The following is a 16,105-nucleotide window of genomic DNA, read 5'->3' as shown; positions in this document are numbered from 1 at the left end:
CCGGCTCTCGCGTGCACTTCTTCCCCTCCGCGAGTAACCGCGTGCGGTCGGTCCATGCGGCTTTCCCACCCATACGCTGCTGCGCCAAGTATGTGAGACCCCCAGGGAATCCCCGCTGAGCAGGACGGATTCCCTAAGATCAGCTCGTGGTCACCTTCCTCCTCGAACGTACGGCCCCGCTCTCCCAGGACGAGGCCTGGCGCCGCCTCACGGAGTGGCCTCGCCACGGCGAGGTCGTCCCCCTGACGCGCGTCACCGTCGTGCCGCCGGGGCCGACGGCCGAGGGCACGCTGGTCGTCGCCCGTTCGGGGATCGGCCCGCTCGGCTTCGACGACACCATGGAGGTCACGGTCTGGCGCCCGCCGGCGGAGGGTGTGTCCGGCCTGTGCCGGCTGGAGAAGCGCGGGCGAATCGTGCGGGGCTGGGCCGAACTTGAGGTGCATCCGGGCCCGGGAGGCCGGGCGCGCGTGGTCTGGCGGGAGCAACTGCGGGTTCCCCTGCTGCCCGAACCCTTGCTGGGCATGGCGGCCCGGTCGGTGTTCGGGCGGGCGCTGAACCGGCTGCTGCGGTGGGCCTGAGCGGCATGCAACAGTGGGCGCCATGAAGGCAGTTGACGGTACGACAGTACAGGTGGACGAGGTCGAGGAGCTCGCGGTGGACGGGCTGCGCCGGCTGGTGTCCGACGCGCGGGAGACCGCGGACGGCGGTCTCGCCTGGCCGAGCGCGCCCTCTCAGGAGAAGACCGACCCGACCCTCTACAGCGGCACGGCAGGGATCGTCTCCGCGCTTCTGGAGGCGTGGCGGCATCTGGGCGACGACTCCTACGCCGATCTGGCACTCCGCGCGGGCCGCGGTCTGGCCGCCGCCGTCGACGGGTACGAGGACGACTCTCTGTACTTCGGCCGGTCGGGCATCGCCCTGGTCCTGCACACCCTGTGCGACGAACTCGGCGACACCGCCTGCGGTACGGCGGCCGACCGCGCGATGGCTCTCGTGCGCTCGCGCTTCGACGGGGAGCGCTGGGGCGAGCTGTTCGAGCTGATGGGCGGCAACGGCGGGATCGGCCTGGCCGCCCTGGCGGTCGGCGACCCGGAGTTCGCCGTCCTCGCGGTGGAGCCCTATCTGCGGGCCGCGGAGAGGACCCCGTGGGGTGTCACCTGGCCGCACCGCCCGGGCACGGACTCCCGCCTGCACCACATGTCCCACGGCGCGCTGGGCATCGCCTACGCGCTGGCCCGGATCGGCCACGCGACCGGCCGCGCCGACCTGGCCGACCTGGCGCTGGCGGGGGTCGCGGACGTCGTGGCCCGCGACGAGGGCGGCCCGGACGGCTTCCTGGTCCCGCACTCCACCCCGCAGTACCTGCCGGACCTGATCGAGCCGTTCAGCTACGGCTGGTGCCACGGCCCCGCCGGTGACGCCCAGATCTTCCGGCTGCTGCGCGACACCCAGGGCGACCCGGCGTGGGCCGCGCTCGCCGACCGCTGCTGGCACACCGTCACCCGCTCCGGGCTCCCGCAGCGTCTGCGGCCCGGGTTCTGGGACAACCACGGCCGTTGCTGCGGCACAGCGGGCGTCCTCGCCCTGGCCTGCGACCGGATCGCCGAAGGAGCCGCAGAGCAGGAGGCGTACGGCTTCGCGCGGGTCCTCGTCGCGGACCTCGCCGCCCGCGCGGTCCGGGACACCGACGGTGCCCGCTGGTCCAACGTCGAGCACCGGGCCACCCCGAGCGACCTCGAACCCCGCACCGGCTGGGCCCACGGTGGCGCGGGCATCGTGCGTGAACTGCTCCGCTTCGTCCGGCTGAGCCGGGGCGGCGACGCGCGGTACGCCTTCGCGTGGCCGGACCAGCCCCAGGTGTCCGCTCAGGCCACCGAACCGATCCGGCGGACCGGTTCCGATGTCACGTCGTGATGGATCGGCGTGTGCGCGCCGGTGAGGGAGACCCCACTGCCGCCGCGCCGGGCCGCCACGATCTCCGCGGCGATGGACAGGGCCGTCTCCTCGGGCGTACGGGCGCCGAGGTCCAGGCCGATGGGTGACCGCAGCCGTGCCAACTCCAGCTCGGTCACGCCGACTTCACGCAGACGCTCGTTGCGGTCGAGGTGGGTGCGGCGGGAGCCCATGGCGCCCACGTAGGCGACCGGGAGCCTGAGGGCCAGGCGCAGCAGGGGAATGTCGAACTTGGCGTCGTGGGTGAGGACGCACAGGACGGTCCGGGCGTCGACCTCCGTGCGTTCCAGGTACCGGTGCGGCCACTCGACGACCACATCGTCGGCCTCCGGGAAGCGCGCCTCGGTCGCGAAGACGGGGCGCGCGTCGCACACGGTGACCCGGTAGCCGAGGAACTTCCCGACCCGCACCAGCGCCGACGCGAAGTCGATCGCGCCGAAGACGATCATCCGGGGCGGTGGCACCGAGGACTCGACGAGCACGGTGAGCGGGGCGCCGCAGCGCGAGCCCTGTTCACCGATCTCCAGGGTGCCGGTGCGCCCCGCGTCCAGGAAGGCGCCGGCCTCGGCGGCGATCGTGCGGTCCAGCTCGGGATGGGCGCCGAAACCGCCGTACCCGGCGAGGTCCTCGGGGCGTACGACGAGCGCGCGGCCGACGAGTTCCCGCGGCCCGGAGACGATTCGCGCCAGCGCCGCCGGCTGTCCCTTCGCGGCGGCTTCGAGCGCGGCCGTGATCACCGTGCGGACGGCGTCGGCCGCCCGGACCGGGGTGACGAGGATGTCGATGACGCCGCCACAGGTCAGGCCGACGGCGAAGGCGTCCTCGTCGCTGTAGCCGAAACGCTCGAGGACCGACTCCCCGTCCTCCAGGGCCTGTTGGCACAGCTCATAGACCGCGCCCTCCACACAGCCGCCGGAGACCGAGCCGATCGCCGTGCCGTCGGCGTCCACCGCGAGGGCGGCGCCGGGCAGGCGGGGCGCGCTGCCGCCGACGGCCACCACGGTGGCCACGGCGAAGTCGCGTCCCTGCTCGACCCACCGGTGCAGCTCGTCGGCGATGTCCAGCATGTCTCGGTCTCCTTGTCAGCGGTTGCGTACGGGTGTGTTCGGGCGGCTAGTGCACGCCCATCCAGCTCTCGATCGGGTTGAGGGCGTAGTACACCAGGAAGATCGCCGTCAGTCCCCACATGAAGGCGCCGATCTCCCGCGCCCTGCCCTGGGCGACCTTGATCGCCACGTACGAGATGACGCCCGCGGCGACGCCCGCGGTGATCGAGTAGGTGAACGGCATGATCACGACGGTCAGGAAGACCGGGATCGCGGTGGCGCGGTCGGCCCAGTCGACGTGGCGGGCGTTCATCATCATCATGGCGCCGATCACCACGAGGGCGGCGGCCGCGACCTCGCCCGGCACGATCGCCGTGAGCGGGGTGAAGAACAGACAGGCGGCGAAGAACAGGCCGGTGACGACGGAGGACAGGCCGGTACGGGCGCCTTCGCCGACCCCCGTGGCCGACTCGACGAAGACGGTCTGCCCGGAGGCACCCGCCACCCCGCCGATCGCACCGCCCGCGCCGTCGATGAACAGGGCCTTGGACAGGCCCGGCATCCGGCCCTGCGCGTCGGCGAGCTTCGCCTCGGTGCCGACGCCGATGATGGTGGCCATCGCGTCGAAGAACCCGGCGAGCACCAGCGTGAACACGATCATGCCGACCGTCATCGCGCCGACCTCGCCCCAGCCACCGAACTCGACCTTCCCGAAGATGGAGAAGTCCGGCATGGAGACCGCGCTGCCGTGCAGTTCGGGGGCGCCGCTCGCCCACTGCTTCGGCGCGACGGCACCGGCCGCGTTGAGGACGACGGCGAGTACGGTCCCGCCGAGGATGCCGATGAGGATCGCGCCGGGCACTCCCCGCGCCTGGAGCATGAAGATCGCGAGGAGGGTGACGGCGAACAACAGCACGGGCCAGCCCGCGAGTTCACCCGTCGGGCCGAGCGTGACCGGGGTCGACCTGCCCTGGTGGACGAAGCCGGCCTTGTAGAAGCCGATCAGGGCGACGAACAGGCCGATCCCCATGGTGATCGCGTGCTTGAGGGCCAGCGGGATCGCGTTCATGATCATCTCGCGCAGGCCGGTGACGACCAGCAGCATGATGACCACGCCGTACATCACGCACATGCCCATGGCCTGCGGCCAGGTCATCACGGGGACGACCTGCGAGGACAGGACGCCGGAGACCGAGAGGCCGGCGGCGAGCGCGAGGGGCACCTTGCCGAAGAAGCCCATCAGCAGCGTGGTGAGGGCGGCCGCGAACGCGGTCGCGGTGATGAGGGCCTTCTGTCCGAGCGTGTCCCCCGCCGCGTCCTTGCCGGACAGGATCAGGGGGTTGAGCAGAAGGATGTACGCCATCGCCATGAAGGTGGTGACGCCGCCGCGCAGTTCACGCGCGACCGTGGATCCTCGCAGGGATATGTGGAAGTACCGGTCGAGCCAGGACCTGCCGGCCGGGACGCGGGTGCCTTCTCCCGCGTCGTCGGCGGTGGTCTTGGGTTGCAGGGACTGCTGGGTCATGGTGCCGTCTCCCAAGGTTCACAGGGACACCCGTGCAACCGCCTTTACGGACACGGGATTTGGGATGTGCACGACCCGGGGGACGGCCCAGGGCGGACATGGGGGGCCTGGGGGACGAAGTCCCCCAGGAAAAACTCACCGGTTCAACCCCCGGAGGGTTACGTACCCGTGAGGTGTTCCGGGCGTACCGGCGTCCTGTTGAGCTCCAGCCCCGTCGCGTTGCGGATCGCCGCGAGGACGGCCGGGGTCGAGGACAGGGTGGGTGCCTCCCCGATGCCACGCAGCCCGTACGGCGCGTGGTCGTCGGCGAGTTCGAGCACGTCGACGGGGATGGTCGGCGTGTCGAGGATCGTGGGGATCAGGTAGTCCGTGAAGGAGGGGTTCCTGACCTTCGCCGTCTTCGGGTCGACGATGATCTCCTCCATCACCGCGATGCCCAGGCCCTGGGTCGTACCGCCCTGGATCTGGCCGACGACGGACAGGGGGTTCAGCGCCTTGCCGACGTCCTGCGCGCAGGCCAGCTCGATCACCTTGACCAGACCGAGCTCGGTGTCGACCTCGACGACCGCGCGGTGGGCGGCGAACGAGTACTGGACGTGTCCGAAGCCCTGTCCGGTGCGCAGGTCGAAGGCCTCGGTCGGCCGGTGCCGCCACTCCGCCTCGACCTCCACGGACTCGTCCTCCAGCACGTCGGCCAGGTCCGCGAGGACCTCGCCGGCGTCGGTGACGACCTTGCCGCCCTCCAGGAGCAGCTCGGCGGTGGCCCAGGCGGGGTGGTACGAACCGAACTTGCGGCGCCCGAGCTCCAGGACCTTCTCCCGGACGAGCTCGCAGGAGTTCTTGACGGCGCCGCCGGTGACGTACGTCTGGCGGGAGGCCGAGGTCGAACCCGCCGAACCCACCTGGGTGTCCGCGGGGTGGATGGTGACCTGCGTGACGCCGAGCTCGGTGCGGGCGATCTGCGCGTGGACGGTGACCCCGCCCTGGCCGACCTCCGCCATGGCCGTGTGCACGGTGGCGACGGGCTCCCCGCCGACGACCTCCATGCGAACGCGGGCGGTCGAGTAGTCGTCGAAGCCCTCGGAGAACCCGACGTTCTTGATGCCGACCGCGTAGCCGACACCGCGGACGACGCCTTCGCCGTGGGTGGTGTTGGACAGACCGCCCGGCAGCTGCCGTACGTCGGCCGCCTCGCCGGCCGAGAGCCACTGCTGCTCCGGAGGGAGCGGCATCGCCTTGACGCGGCGCAGCAGTTCGGCGACGGGGGCAGGGGAGTCGACGGGCTGGCCCGTCGGCATGATCGTGCCCTGCTCCATGGCGTTCAGCTGCCGGAACTCGACCCGGTCCATGCCCACCGCGTCGGCGAGCTTGTCCATCTGGGCCTCGTAGGCGAAGCACGCCTGGACCGCGCCGAAGCCGCGCATCGCGCCGCAGGGCGGGTTGTTGGTGTAGAGGGCGATGGCCTCGATCTCGACGTCGTCGACGACGTACGGCCCGATGCCGAGCGAGGCGGCGTTGCCGACGACCGCCGGGGAGGCGGAGGCGTAGGCGCCGCCGTCGAGGACGATCCGGCACCTGACGTGGGTCAACTTGCCTTCCCGCGTGGCCCCGTGCTCGTAGGAGAGCTTGGCCGGGTGGCGGTGGACGTGCCCGAAGAAGGACTCGAAACGGTTGTAGACGATCTTGACGGGCTTGCCGGTGCGCAGCGCCAGCAGACAGGCGTGGATCTGCATCGACAGGTCCTCGCGACCGCCGAAGGCACCGCCGACGCCGGAGAGCGTCATGCGCACCTTGCGCTCGGGCAGGCCGAGGACCGGAGCGATCTGCCGAAGGTCGGAGTGGAGCCACTGGGTGGCGACGTAGAGGTGGACGCCACCGTCCTCGTCCGGCACGGCGAGACCCGACTCGGGGCCGAGGAAGGCCTGGTCCTGCATGCCGAAGGTGTACTCGCCCCTGACGACGAAGTCGGCCTGCCGCGCGGCCTCTTCGAAGTCACCGCGGACGATCGGCTGACGGTGGACGATGTTCGGGTGCGGGACGTGCCCGACGTGGTGGTCGTCGCGGCCCTCGTGGACGAGGATCGCGTCGGGGGCGGTGGCGGAGGCCTCGTCGGTGATGACGGGCAGCTCGCGGTACTCGACCTTGATCTTGGCGGCGGCGCGACGGGCCGTCTCCGGGTGGTCGGCGGCGACGATGGCGACCGGCTCGCCGTGGTGACGGACCTTGCCGTGGGCGAGGACGGGGGTGTCCTGGATCTCCAGACCGTAGTTCTTCACCTCGGTCGGCAGGTCGTCGTACGTCATCACGGCGTACACGCCCGGCAGGGCGAGGGCCTCGCTGGTGTCGATGGACACGATCTCGGCGTGCGCGACGGTCGAGCGCAGGATCTGCCCCCAGAGCATGTCCTCGTGCCACATGTCGGACGAGTACGCGAACTCGCCGGTGACCTTGAGGGTGCCGTCCGGGCGGAGCGTGGACTCGCCGATGCCGCCCTTGGTCTGCGAACCCTGGGTGATCTTGGTGGGAGTGCCGTTGGGAGTGGACATCTCAGACCGCCTCTCCCTGCCGGGCGGCCGCGAGGCGGACCGCGTCCATGATCTTCTCGTAGCCGGTGCAGCGGCACAGGTTGCCCGACAGCGCCTCACGGATGTCCGCGTCGCTGGGGTTGGGGTTGTGCTCCAGCATCTCGTCGGCGGCGACCAGCAGCCCCGGCGTGCAGAAGCCGCACTGGACGGCACCGGCGTCGATGAACGCCTGCTGGATCGGGGAGAGTTCGGTGCCCTCGCCGGTCTGGGAGTCCTGCCCCTCGGGGGCGTGCTGCCCGCAGGAGCGCTGCTTGGCGTAGTCCGCGAGCCCCTCGACGGTGACGACCTCGCGCCCCTCGACCTGCCCGGCGGCGACCAGACACGAACACACCGGGACGCCGTCGAGGCGGACCGTGCAGGAACCGCACTCACCCTGCTCGCAGGCGTTCTTGGAACCGGGCAGTCCGAGCCGCTCCCGCAGCACGTACAGCAGGGACTCGCCCTCCCACACGTCGTCGGCTTCCTGCGGACGGCCGTTGACAGTGAAGTTGACGCGCATTACGCAGCTCCCTCCGTGGTGGCGGCGGTGCCGCGGTACGACTCCCAGGTCCAGGTCAGCGTGCGGCGGGCCATGATGCCGACCGCGTGGCGGCGATAGCTCGCGGTGCCCCGGACGTCGTCGATCGGGTTGCAGGAGGCGGCGCACAGGTCCGCGAACTGCTTGGCGACCGACGGGGTGATGATCCTGCCGTTGTCCCAGAAGCCGCCTTCTTCCAGCGCGGCGTTCAGGAACTCCTCGGCGGCCTTGGCCCGGACGGGGGTGGGAGCGGCGGACCCGATCCCGGTCCGCACGGTCCGCGTCGCGGGGTGCAGCGCGAGTCCGAAGGCGCACACGGCGATGACCATGGCGTTGCGGGTGCCGACCTTGGAGTACTGCTGGGGCCCGTCGGCCTTCTTGATGTGCACGGCGCGGATGAGCTCGTCGGGAGCCAGCGCGTTGCGCTTCACGCCGGTGTAGAACGCGTCGATCGGGATGAGACGCGATCCGCGCACCGACTCGACCTCGACCTCGGCGCCGGCCGCGAGGAGTGCGGGGTGGGCGTCACCGGCCGGGGAGGCGGTGCCGAGGTTGCCGCCGACGCCGCCGCGGTTGCGGATCTGCGGGGAGGCCACGGTGTGCGAGGCGAGGGCCAGGCCCGGGAGCTCGCCGCGCAGGTTCTCCATGATCTGCGTGTACGGCACGGAGGCGCCGAGCCGCACGGTGTCCTCGCCGACCTCCCACTCGGTGAGGTCGGTGACGCGGTTCAGGTCGAGCAGGTACTCGGGCCGCCGATGGTCGAAGTTGATCTCGACCATCACGTCGGTGCCGCCCGCGATGGGCACAGCGGTGGGGTGCTCGGCCTTGGCGGCGAGCGCCTCCTCCCAGCTGGCGGGGCGAAGGAAGTCCATGACCGGCTCTCTTCTTCGTCTTGGGGGTCGTACGGATCGAGCCAGATCGTGTGCGGCGGGCCCGGCTCATTCATGTGCTGTTCACGCGGAGTGGAGTCAGTACACAGCGGCGTACTCCAACGGGGTCAGTCACGGAAACCATGAAGGAGTTGGCTGGTCGGGGCCCTCATCTTGTAGATTCGTATGAACGGAGGTGCTCAGTAACCTCTCTGTTTTCCCGAGGAAACGTTCGACACAGCCCACGTGACCTGGGACACAGCCCCGGAGGCGGCAGCGGCCGCTCCCCACTCCACCGGACCCCTTCCCCATCGTAGATTTCGAGACAAAGAACGGCGGCGACGAGAATGCGGCTGCGCGCACTGCTGGACACCGACGCGCTGGGCCTGCGGTTGCTCGGCGGCGAGGACGAACTGGACCGCACCGTACGCGGTGTGATGACCACGGACCTGCGCGACCCCAGCCGCTACCTCTCGGGCGGGGAACTGGTCCTGACGGGCCTCGCCTGGCGCCGGGACGCCGCCGACTCGGAGCCTTTCGTACGACTCCTGGTGCAGGCCCAGGTGGCGGCGCTGGCGGCGGGTGAGGCGGAGCTGGGCGATGTCCCGGAGGACCTGGTCGTCGCCTGCGCCCGGCACCGCCTCCCGCTGTTCGCGGTACACGAGTCGGTGGCCTTCGCGACGATCACCGAACATGTCGTACGGCAGGTCTCGGGCGAGCGCGCGGGCGACCTGGCGGCCGTGGTGGACCGGCACCGCCGCATGATGACCTCGGGCCCGGCGGGCGGCGGCCCGGACGTGGTCCTGGACCTCCTGGGCTCCGACCTGGACCTGCGCGCCTGGGTCCTGTCCCCCACCGGCCGCCTGATCGCGGGCCCGAAGGTGGCGGGCCCCGGCCTGCCCGCGGACACCTGCGCGAAGCTCGCGGCGCACCACCTGGCAGCGGCCCGCACGGGCCGCCGAGGCCCGCACCGGGTCACGCTCGGCTCGGCGTCGTACTCCCTCTTCCCGGTCCGCGGCTCAGGCCGCTCCGCGCAAGCATCGAGGGACGTACGCGAGACGGTCCTGTCCGACTGGCTGCTGGCGGTGGAGGCGGACGCCGGCGACTGGCCGGAGGAGCGCCTGGACCTCCTCCAGGGCGTCACCCAGCTGATCGCGGTCGAGCGGGATCGCAGGGACGCGGCCCGCACGGTCCGCCGCCGCCTGGCCCAGGAGGTCCTGGAGCTGGTCCAGACCGGAGCGGCACCGGCCGAGATCGCCGCCCGTCTGCGGGTCGCCGCCCCGGTCCTCCTCCCCGGACTGGGAGCGGCCCCGCACTGGCAGGTCGTGGTGGCGAGGGTCGAATGGCAGGACGGGGAACTGGAGGGCGGCCCGATGGCGCAGTCCCTGCTGGAGGAGATCCTGGTGGACCCGTCGGCCACGGGCCCCGAACCCTCCGACCGCATAGCGGTGGCCCACACCGGCGACGAGGCGATCGCGCTGGTCCCCCTGCCCGCGGTCTCGACCGAACACGACGGCTCGGAGTCGGGCATCCTGGCGGACGCGCTGCTCGAATCCGTCCGGGACCCGCTGTCGGCAGGGCTGGACGACGACGGCAGGGTCACCCTGGGTGTCAGCGCGTCGGTCCACTCCGCGGAGGGCCTGCGAGGCGCCCTGGAGGAGGCCCGGCACGCCCGCAGGGTGGCGGCGGCCCGCGCCGGCAGAGTCTGCGCGGCAGGTCACCAGGAGCTGGCCTCGCACGTCCTGCTGCTGCCCTTCGTCCCGGACGACGTCCGCCGGGCCTTCACGGCCCGCCTCCTCGACCCGCTCCGGGACTACGACCGCCGTCACCGGGCCGAGTTGATCCCGACCCTGGAGGCGTTCCTCGACTGCGACGGCTCCTGGACCCGCTGCGCGGCCCGCCTCCACCTGCACGTCAACACGCTGCGCTACCGCGTCGGGCGGATCGAGCAGTTGACGAGCCGTGACCTCTCGCGCCTCGAGGACAAGCTGGATTTCTTCCTGGCACTGCGGATGAGCTGAAACCTCGGAGCCTCCGGACTCCCACGACTTTGTGAATTCCTTCACCCACCCCCTTGGCCGGGCCCGTCGTTTCGTGTTGAGATGCCGCCACCACTCAAAGCTCGACGGCGCGCTCGGGGAGGGCAACGTGGCGTATACCGCCATGTCTGGTAACGGAACGACCGCCGGTGACGATCCACTCCAGACCGCGGTATGGCGGCTGCGCTCACGGGCCTGCTGGGCCGACGCGGCCGCCCTGCTCCAGCCGGTCACCGCAGAGGCGGCCCTGCAGAGAGCGGCACTGCTGGTGGAACGCTGCCTGTACACGGAGCAGGGCTGGCCGGAGGCGGAGGACGCGCTGCGCACCGCCGAGGCGCTGGCCCACAGCGACGACGAACGGGGGGCGGCCGCTTGTGAACGAGGGCAACTTGCGTACGCCTCGACGCTCCACGGGGTCCGGGACCGTGCGGACGAGGCGCGGGCGGCGCTGGGCCGTGCGGCGGCGCTGATCCCTCCGGGGGCGGAGGGCAGGGCCCTGCTGGACTTCCGCCGGGGTCTGCTCGCGGAGAACCTGGCCCACTCACCCCAGTCGGCCCGAGCGGCCTACCGCCGCGCCCACGCGGGTGCCACGGCCCAGTCCGACCCCCTGCTCCTGTCCTTCACCTGGCGCCACCTCGCCGGACTTGCCCTGCGGGAGGGGGAGTTGGCCGAGGCGCGGCACGGCTTCGCCGAATCACTGCGGATCCGGGAGGAGTTGGGGTACCTGGTCGGCACGGCACCGGCGCTCGCCTCACTGGCGGACGCGGAGGTGGAGCCGGAGGCATCCCGACTGCGCGAGGAGGCGCGGCGGTTGTACCGGTTGCTGGGCGGCGTACCCACCTGGCTGGCCCGGCAGTTGACTCCGCCAGCGGCTACGGCGTGAGGCTGCGCCGGGCTTGAGCGGGGCGCCCAGGGGAGTGCCGGGTGGGGTTGTCGGGCGACTGCGGGCCGGTTGGGGCTGGTCGCGCAGTTCCCCGCGCCCCAAGGGGGTTGCGGTCGCCCTGCGCCGCGATGCCCCGAACCGCAACAGGCCGCCGCAGGCATTCAGGGGCGCGGGGAACTGCGCGAGAGCCACCACCAAGCCCCAGCCTGATGCACCCCCTCAGGCCCCACCGGCGAAATGCCCGCCCACCAACCGCCGCACCCCATCCAGATCCCGCGCGATCAACGCGTCCAGCAGCGCCGTGTGCTCCGCCGCGTCCGCGATCAGGTCCGCCCGCCCCCGCGAAGCCGACGCGCCCACCAGCGGCCACTGCGAACGCCGGTGCAGGTCCTCCGAGATCTGCACCAGTTGCTCGTTCCCCGACAGCAGCAGCACCGCGCGGTGAAACGTCCGATCGGCCTCCGCATACGTCGCCGGGCACCCCGACGACGCGGCCCGCACCGTCGCCTCCGCCACCGGCCGCAACTCCGCCCAGCGCTCCACCGGCACACTCCGCGCCAGCCGCAACACCACCGGCACCTCGATCAGCGCCCGCACCTCGGCCAGCTCCGCCAGCTCACGAGCCCCCCGTTCGACCACCCGGAACCCCCGGTTGGGAACGACCTCGACGGCCCCCTCGAGCGCGAGCTGCTGCATGGCCTCCCGCACGGGCGTCGCCGACACCCCGAACCGTTCCCCCAGCGCCGGCGCCGAGTACACCTCACCGGGCCGCAACTCCCCCGCGACCAGCGCCGTACGCAGAGCGTCGAGGATCTGCCCCCGCACCGAGGACCGCTGCACGACAGGCCGGGGAATCGGCACCTCACTGTGCGTGTGCTCACCCCGGACCCCGGAACCCGTCTCGACCGGGGAACGGGCCACACCGGACGCCCGTGTCTGCGGCGGCACCCGGGCCTCCGCCACGGCCCGGTCCCCGTCCCGCGCCGCGCTCCCCGTCCCGGCGGAGCCCTGCGCACCCTGCTTCACGGGCCCCTCCTCCGGACGTGTCAGTACTTGGGGTCATTAACGGCAGGTTGTTACTCACCCGTCAAGCACCTTAGGCGCAGAACGCTCCAGTTCAAATCCCGAAGCATTGGTAAGGTAAGGCTTACCTCCAGACGTCTGCGATTCGGTGGTCCCGCATGCCCACACCGCTGCCCGCCCCTCGCTCGGCCGTCACAGCCGCCTACGCGCGCATGACCGAGGTTCTCCCCGTCCTGACGGTCACGGAACTGCCCGAGGGCACCCCGCTCCCGGCCACCGACGGCTGGGTCACCGCCGCGGCCCTCGCCGAGAACGCGGCCGCCCTGGACGCCTTCCTCGCCTGGGACGACGAGCAGGTCCTCAGGGACAACGCCAAGAACGGCCGCCCGGACGTGATCGCCGGCTTCGGCCTGCACCGCTACGCCTGGCCCGCCTGCCTCCTCTTCACGGCACCGTGGTTCCTGCACCGCAGGGTCCCCCGCTACCCGGTGACACACGTCTCCTACGACCGCACCCGGGGCCCGATGGCCCTCGCGGTCCACCCGGGCGCCTTCGCCTGCCTCCCGGACGACCCGGCGGCAGCGCTCCCCGGCGCGTACACGGTCCCCGACGAGGAGTCCCTGCGCGCCGAGTTGAGGGACGCGATCGCCGAGCACATGGAGCCGCTCCTCGCCGCCTTCGGCCCGCGCATGCGCCGCCGCGGCAGGGCCCTGTGGGGCATGGTGACCGACGAGATCGTGGAGGGGATCTGGTACGTCGCCGAGCTCTTCGGCGAGCACGAGAAGCGCCGGGCGGAGCACGCCCTGGACCTCCTGCTGCCCGGGACGACGAAGCCGTACGCCGGCTCCGCGGCCTTCCGGGTGCTCGCCGGCCCGGACGGCGGACCCCTGTCCACCCGGGACCGGGTGAGCTGCTGCATGTACTACACACTGGATCCGGACGACACCTGCGTGACCTGTCCGCGCACCTGTGACACGGACCGGATCGCCAAGCTCACGGCGGCCGCGGCGAGTTGAGGCCCCTTCAGGGGACCCCCACCGCAGAGCCCGCTCCCGCGTCCCGTAAGATCAACGCCGACTGGGACGCCCGTTCGGTTACAGGTAATTCACATCTTCCTCACTCGGCGCAGGAACTTTCCGTGGAACCACCCGTACGGGTAGTCTTATTCGAACTCAACTCCCGCCCCTCACGCGGCAGTTCGAGCAGAACGCCGCCCTGGGCAACCCCTTGCACTTCCTTGGCGGCCTCTTGCCCCGAAAACGCCTGAGGGTCGTTGGGATTGGGCCACTATGGCGGGCGTTACGCCCTATCCCAATGCAAGGGACCCCAGATGAGACTGACCGACATATCGCTTAACTGGTTGCTTCCGGGCGCCGTACTGCTCCTGGGCCTGCTGGCGGCGGTGGCGGTGCTCGCGCGGAGCAAGCGGTCCGGCGGGGAGCACGCGAAAGACGACTCGTGGGAGCGCAGCGAGGAGCGCCGCAGGCGCAAGGAAGCCATATACGGCACCGCCTCCTATGTCCTTCTGTTCTGCTGTGCGGCGGTCGCCGCGGCTCTCTCCTTCCACGGTCTGGTGGGCTTCGGCCAGGAGAACCTCGGCCTCTCCAACGGCTGGGAGTACCTGGTTCCGTTCGGCCTGGACGGTGCGGCCATGTTCTGCTCCGTCCTCGCGGTGCGCGAGGCCAGCCACGGTGACGCGGCGCTCGGCTCCCGGATACTGGTGTGGACGTTCGCGGGCGCAGCGGCCTGGTTCAACTGGGTGCACGCGCCCAGGGGTTTCGGCCACGACGGCGCGCCCCAGTTCTTCTCCGGCATGTCCCTCTCGGCGGCCGTACTGTTCGACCGCGCGCTGAAGCAGACCCGCCGGGCCGCGCTGCGCGAGCAGGGTCTGGTGCCGCGTCCGCTGCCCCAGATCCGTATCGTCCGCTGGCTGAGGGCGCCGCGTGAGACGTACAAGGCCTGGTCGCTGATGCTGCTGGAGAACGTGCGCAGCCTCGACGAGGCGGTCGACGAGGTCCGCGAGGACCAACGCCAGAAGGAGGCGGCCCGTCTCCGCCGCCGCGACAAGGAGCGCGTGGAGCGGGCACAGCTCAAGGCGATCAGCCGCGGTCACCGCGGTTTCGTCGGCCGGGGCGGCGGGCGCCAGTTGGAGCAGCCGCAGGCCGCCGCCGCCCTGGAGCGAGCTTCCGCGGAGCCTGCGATATCCAGCCCGGATCCGCTGCCCGTACGCCAGCGTCCCTCTCTCCAGCCGGTTCGCGGCGGCTCCGAGTCGCACTCCGTCGATCTCACCGCGGAGGACGACACAATGGCCCTGCCGCGTCTCGACTCGCTGGAGCGCAAACTCAAGGACCTTGAGCAGCAGTTCGGCTGAGGCCGAGGCCTGAAGGGCGCGGCCGAACGGCCGGAGCACCATGGGAAGGGGGCGTGACCGACGCGGTCACGCCCCCTTCCCGTGGTTCACGCTGCTCCGGCGTCGAGTTCGAACCAGACGGCCTTGCCCACGCCGTGTGCCCGTACGCCCCAGGCGTCCGCGAGGGACTGCACCAGGGCCAGGCCCCTACCGCTCGTACCGAGCTCGGGGTCCGGTACGCGCACCCGGGGTATGCGGGCGACGAAGTCCCGCACCTCCACCCTCAGGGCTCGCGGTCCGACCGTGGCCGTGACGACCGCGTCGTGGTCGGTGTGCACGAGTGCGTTGGTGACGAGTTCACTGGTGAGCAGTTCGGCTATCTCGGATCGTCCGGGCCTCCCCCAGTGCCGTAACAGCTCGCGCAGGGCCTTGCGTGTCTCCGGTACGGCGCCCAGGTCCGCCCGCTCCAGTCTGCGCCGGAACTGAGGCGGCCGCGCCTGCTCCCGGGCGCCGTCTGCCTTTCCCTCCACTGTCTGTGCCGAGAAGGCCCCGCCTGCCGTGGGACCGCCTCCTCGTGCCTGCCTCTTCATGACCCCCGCCTGCGTGCCGATGTCGGTTTCCCTCCTGCTCGAACACGTTCACGGGGATCCATGCCCCTGTAGTTCGCGCGGCAGTCATGTCGAATCGTCAACGACCGGGTGTTCGGCCACGTTTGCGGTGGCGACCACGGTCACGCCGAAGGGCGGACGCATACCGGGCCGCGCGCCTCGAACCGCCGTGCGCGCCGGAGCGGTTGCGACGCGGAACGGCGTCCTACGGCGGTCCGCACGGGCCGTCCGCCACGCGGTGCCGGTGCCGCTGGCCCCCTCCGGCCGGCATGCGCCCTGCGAGCCGGTGCCGGTCCCCCGGACGTCGCGGCCGGCGCCAAGCCCTTCGCGGACGGGAAGGGCCGGGAAAGTACCTGATGGGCGGGGTGGTTCCGAGAAGCGGGAGGAGTCGGCGGACCGGGGCTGCCAGGCGGGCGCCGCTTCCCCGCTGCACACGTACCCGGCCCGGCCTCCAGGTGAAGGGCCTGCCGTACGACCGACCGCGCGTCCCTGGAACGTCGTGCACCCCCGCCACCGGCGCCCGACGATCGGGGCCCGGTGAGCGGGGGTGAGCCGGCGCGTCCCTTCCCTCGGCGGCCTCCGGTCCCGCGGTGCCGTAGGGCTCCTGGCCCATGTGGCTCCGGGACACCGGGACCGCCCGGCGTGCGCCGATCTGCCGAGTCCGTGCTGCCGTCCTCGCCGTACCCGGCGAAGAGCTGGGGCAGTTG

Annotated in this window: 13 protein-coding genes; 6 read left to right on the top strand and 7 right to left on the bottom strand. The window is 71.7% G+C overall.

Translation table 11 applies throughout. The features are described from left to right. The first annotated feature begins 146 nt into the window (after positions 1 to 146). On the top strand, positions 147 to 578 hold the full coding sequence (locus ABZT06_RS05985; RefSeq protein WP_355735438.1) for an SRPBCC family protein: 432 nt from the start codon (positions 147 to 149) through the stop codon (positions 576 to 578). 22 nt (positions 579 to 600) lie between these two features. Then, positions 601 to 1,914: a lanthionine synthetase LanC family protein gene (locus tag ABZT06_RS05980; protein ID WP_355735435.1), complete on the top strand. Its 1,314-nt coding sequence runs from the start codon at positions 601 to 603 to the stop codon at positions 1,912 to 1,914. Here the strand turns inward: ABZT06_RS05980 and ABZT06_RS05975 are convergent. The 5 genes from ABZT06_RS05975 to ABZT06_RS05955 form a co-directional block, all read right to left on the bottom strand. Continuing rightward, positions 1,866 to 3,020 (bottom strand): XdhC/CoxI family protein, encoded by a 1,155-nt coding sequence (locus ABZT06_RS05975; protein WP_355735432.1) that lies wholly within the window; start codon positions 3,018 to 3,020, stop codon positions 1,866 to 1,868. The genes ABZT06_RS05980 and ABZT06_RS05975 overlap by 49 nt on opposite strands. 46 nt (positions 3,021 to 3,066) lie before the next feature. Continuing rightward, positions 3,067 to 4,524: an NCS2 family permease gene (locus ABZT06_RS05970; RefSeq protein WP_355735429.1), complete on the bottom strand. Its 1,458-nt coding sequence runs from the start codon at positions 4,522 to 4,524 to the stop codon at positions 3,067 to 3,069. Positions 4,525 to 4,682: 158 nt separating this feature from the next. Then, on the bottom strand, positions 4,683 to 7,070 hold the full coding sequence (locus tag ABZT06_RS05965; protein ID WP_355735426.1) for a molybdopterin cofactor-binding domain-containing protein: 2,388 nt from the start codon (positions 7,068 to 7,070) through the stop codon (positions 4,683 to 4,685). 1 nt (position 7,071) lies between these two features. After that, on the bottom strand, positions 7,072 to 7,608 hold the full coding sequence (locus ABZT06_RS05960) for a (2Fe-2S)-binding protein (protein ID WP_355735423.1): 537 nt from the start codon (positions 7,606 to 7,608) through the stop codon (positions 7,072 to 7,074). Then, positions 7,608 to 8,498 (bottom strand): FAD binding domain-containing protein, encoded by an 891-nt coding sequence (locus tag ABZT06_RS05955; protein WP_355735420.1) that lies wholly within the window; start codon positions 8,496 to 8,498, stop codon positions 7,608 to 7,610. Before ABZT06_RS05955 ends, ABZT06_RS05960 begins: the two co-directional genes overlap by 1 nt. Positions 8,499 to 8,842: 344 nt before the next feature. On the opposite strand from ABZT06_RS05955, the gene ABZT06_RS05950 reads away from it, so the two are divergent. Beyond that, positions 8,843 to 10,516, top strand: a complete 1,674-nt coding sequence (locus tag ABZT06_RS05950) for a PucR family transcriptional regulator ligand-binding domain-containing protein (protein ID WP_355735417.1) — start codon at positions 8,843 to 8,845, stop codon at positions 10,514 to 10,516. 127 nt (positions 10,517 to 10,643) lie between these two features. Beyond that, complete coding sequence (locus ABZT06_RS05945) at positions 10,644 to 11,417, top strand: hypothetical protein (protein WP_355735415.1); 774 nt, start codon at positions 10,644 to 10,646, stop codon at positions 11,415 to 11,417. A 219-nt stretch (positions 11,418 to 11,636) separates the two neighbouring features. Here the strand turns inward: ABZT06_RS05945 and ABZT06_RS05940 are convergent, their stop codons facing one another. After that, positions 11,637 to 12,443, bottom strand: coding sequence for a GntR family transcriptional regulator (locus ABZT06_RS05940; RefSeq protein WP_355735412.1), 807 nt, complete (start codon positions 12,441 to 12,443; stop codon positions 11,637 to 11,639). A 155-nt stretch (positions 12,444 to 12,598) separates the two neighbouring features. Between ABZT06_RS05940 and ABZT06_RS05935 the strand changes: the two genes are divergently transcribed. Together ABZT06_RS05935 and ABZT06_RS05930 are read left to right on the top strand one after the other, a co-directional pair. Continuing rightward, positions 12,599 to 13,456, top strand: coding sequence for a (2Fe-2S)-binding protein (locus ABZT06_RS05935; protein WP_355735409.1), 858 nt, complete (start codon positions 12,599 to 12,601; stop codon positions 13,454 to 13,456). Between the two features lie 314 nt (positions 13,457 to 13,770). Continuing rightward, positions 13,771 to 14,811 (top strand): DUF2637 domain-containing protein, encoded by a 1,041-nt coding sequence (locus tag ABZT06_RS05930; protein WP_355735407.1) that lies wholly within the window; start codon positions 13,771 to 13,773, stop codon positions 14,809 to 14,811. 86 nt (positions 14,812 to 14,897) lie between these two features. Here the strand turns inward: ABZT06_RS05930 and ABZT06_RS05925 are convergent, their stop codons facing one another. Next, positions 14,898 to 15,320, bottom strand: coding sequence for an ATP-binding protein (locus ABZT06_RS05925; RefSeq protein WP_355735404.1), 423 nt, complete (start codon positions 15,318 to 15,320; stop codon positions 14,898 to 14,900). Between the last annotated feature and the right edge of the window lie 785 nt (positions 15,321 to 16,105).

The organism is Streptomyces sp. NPDC005483, assembly GCF_040606035.1.
Classification (GTDB): Bacteria; Actinomycetota; Actinomycetes; order Streptomycetales; family Streptomycetaceae; genus Streptomyces.
This window is presented reverse-complemented; position numbering and strand designations above follow the sequence as displayed.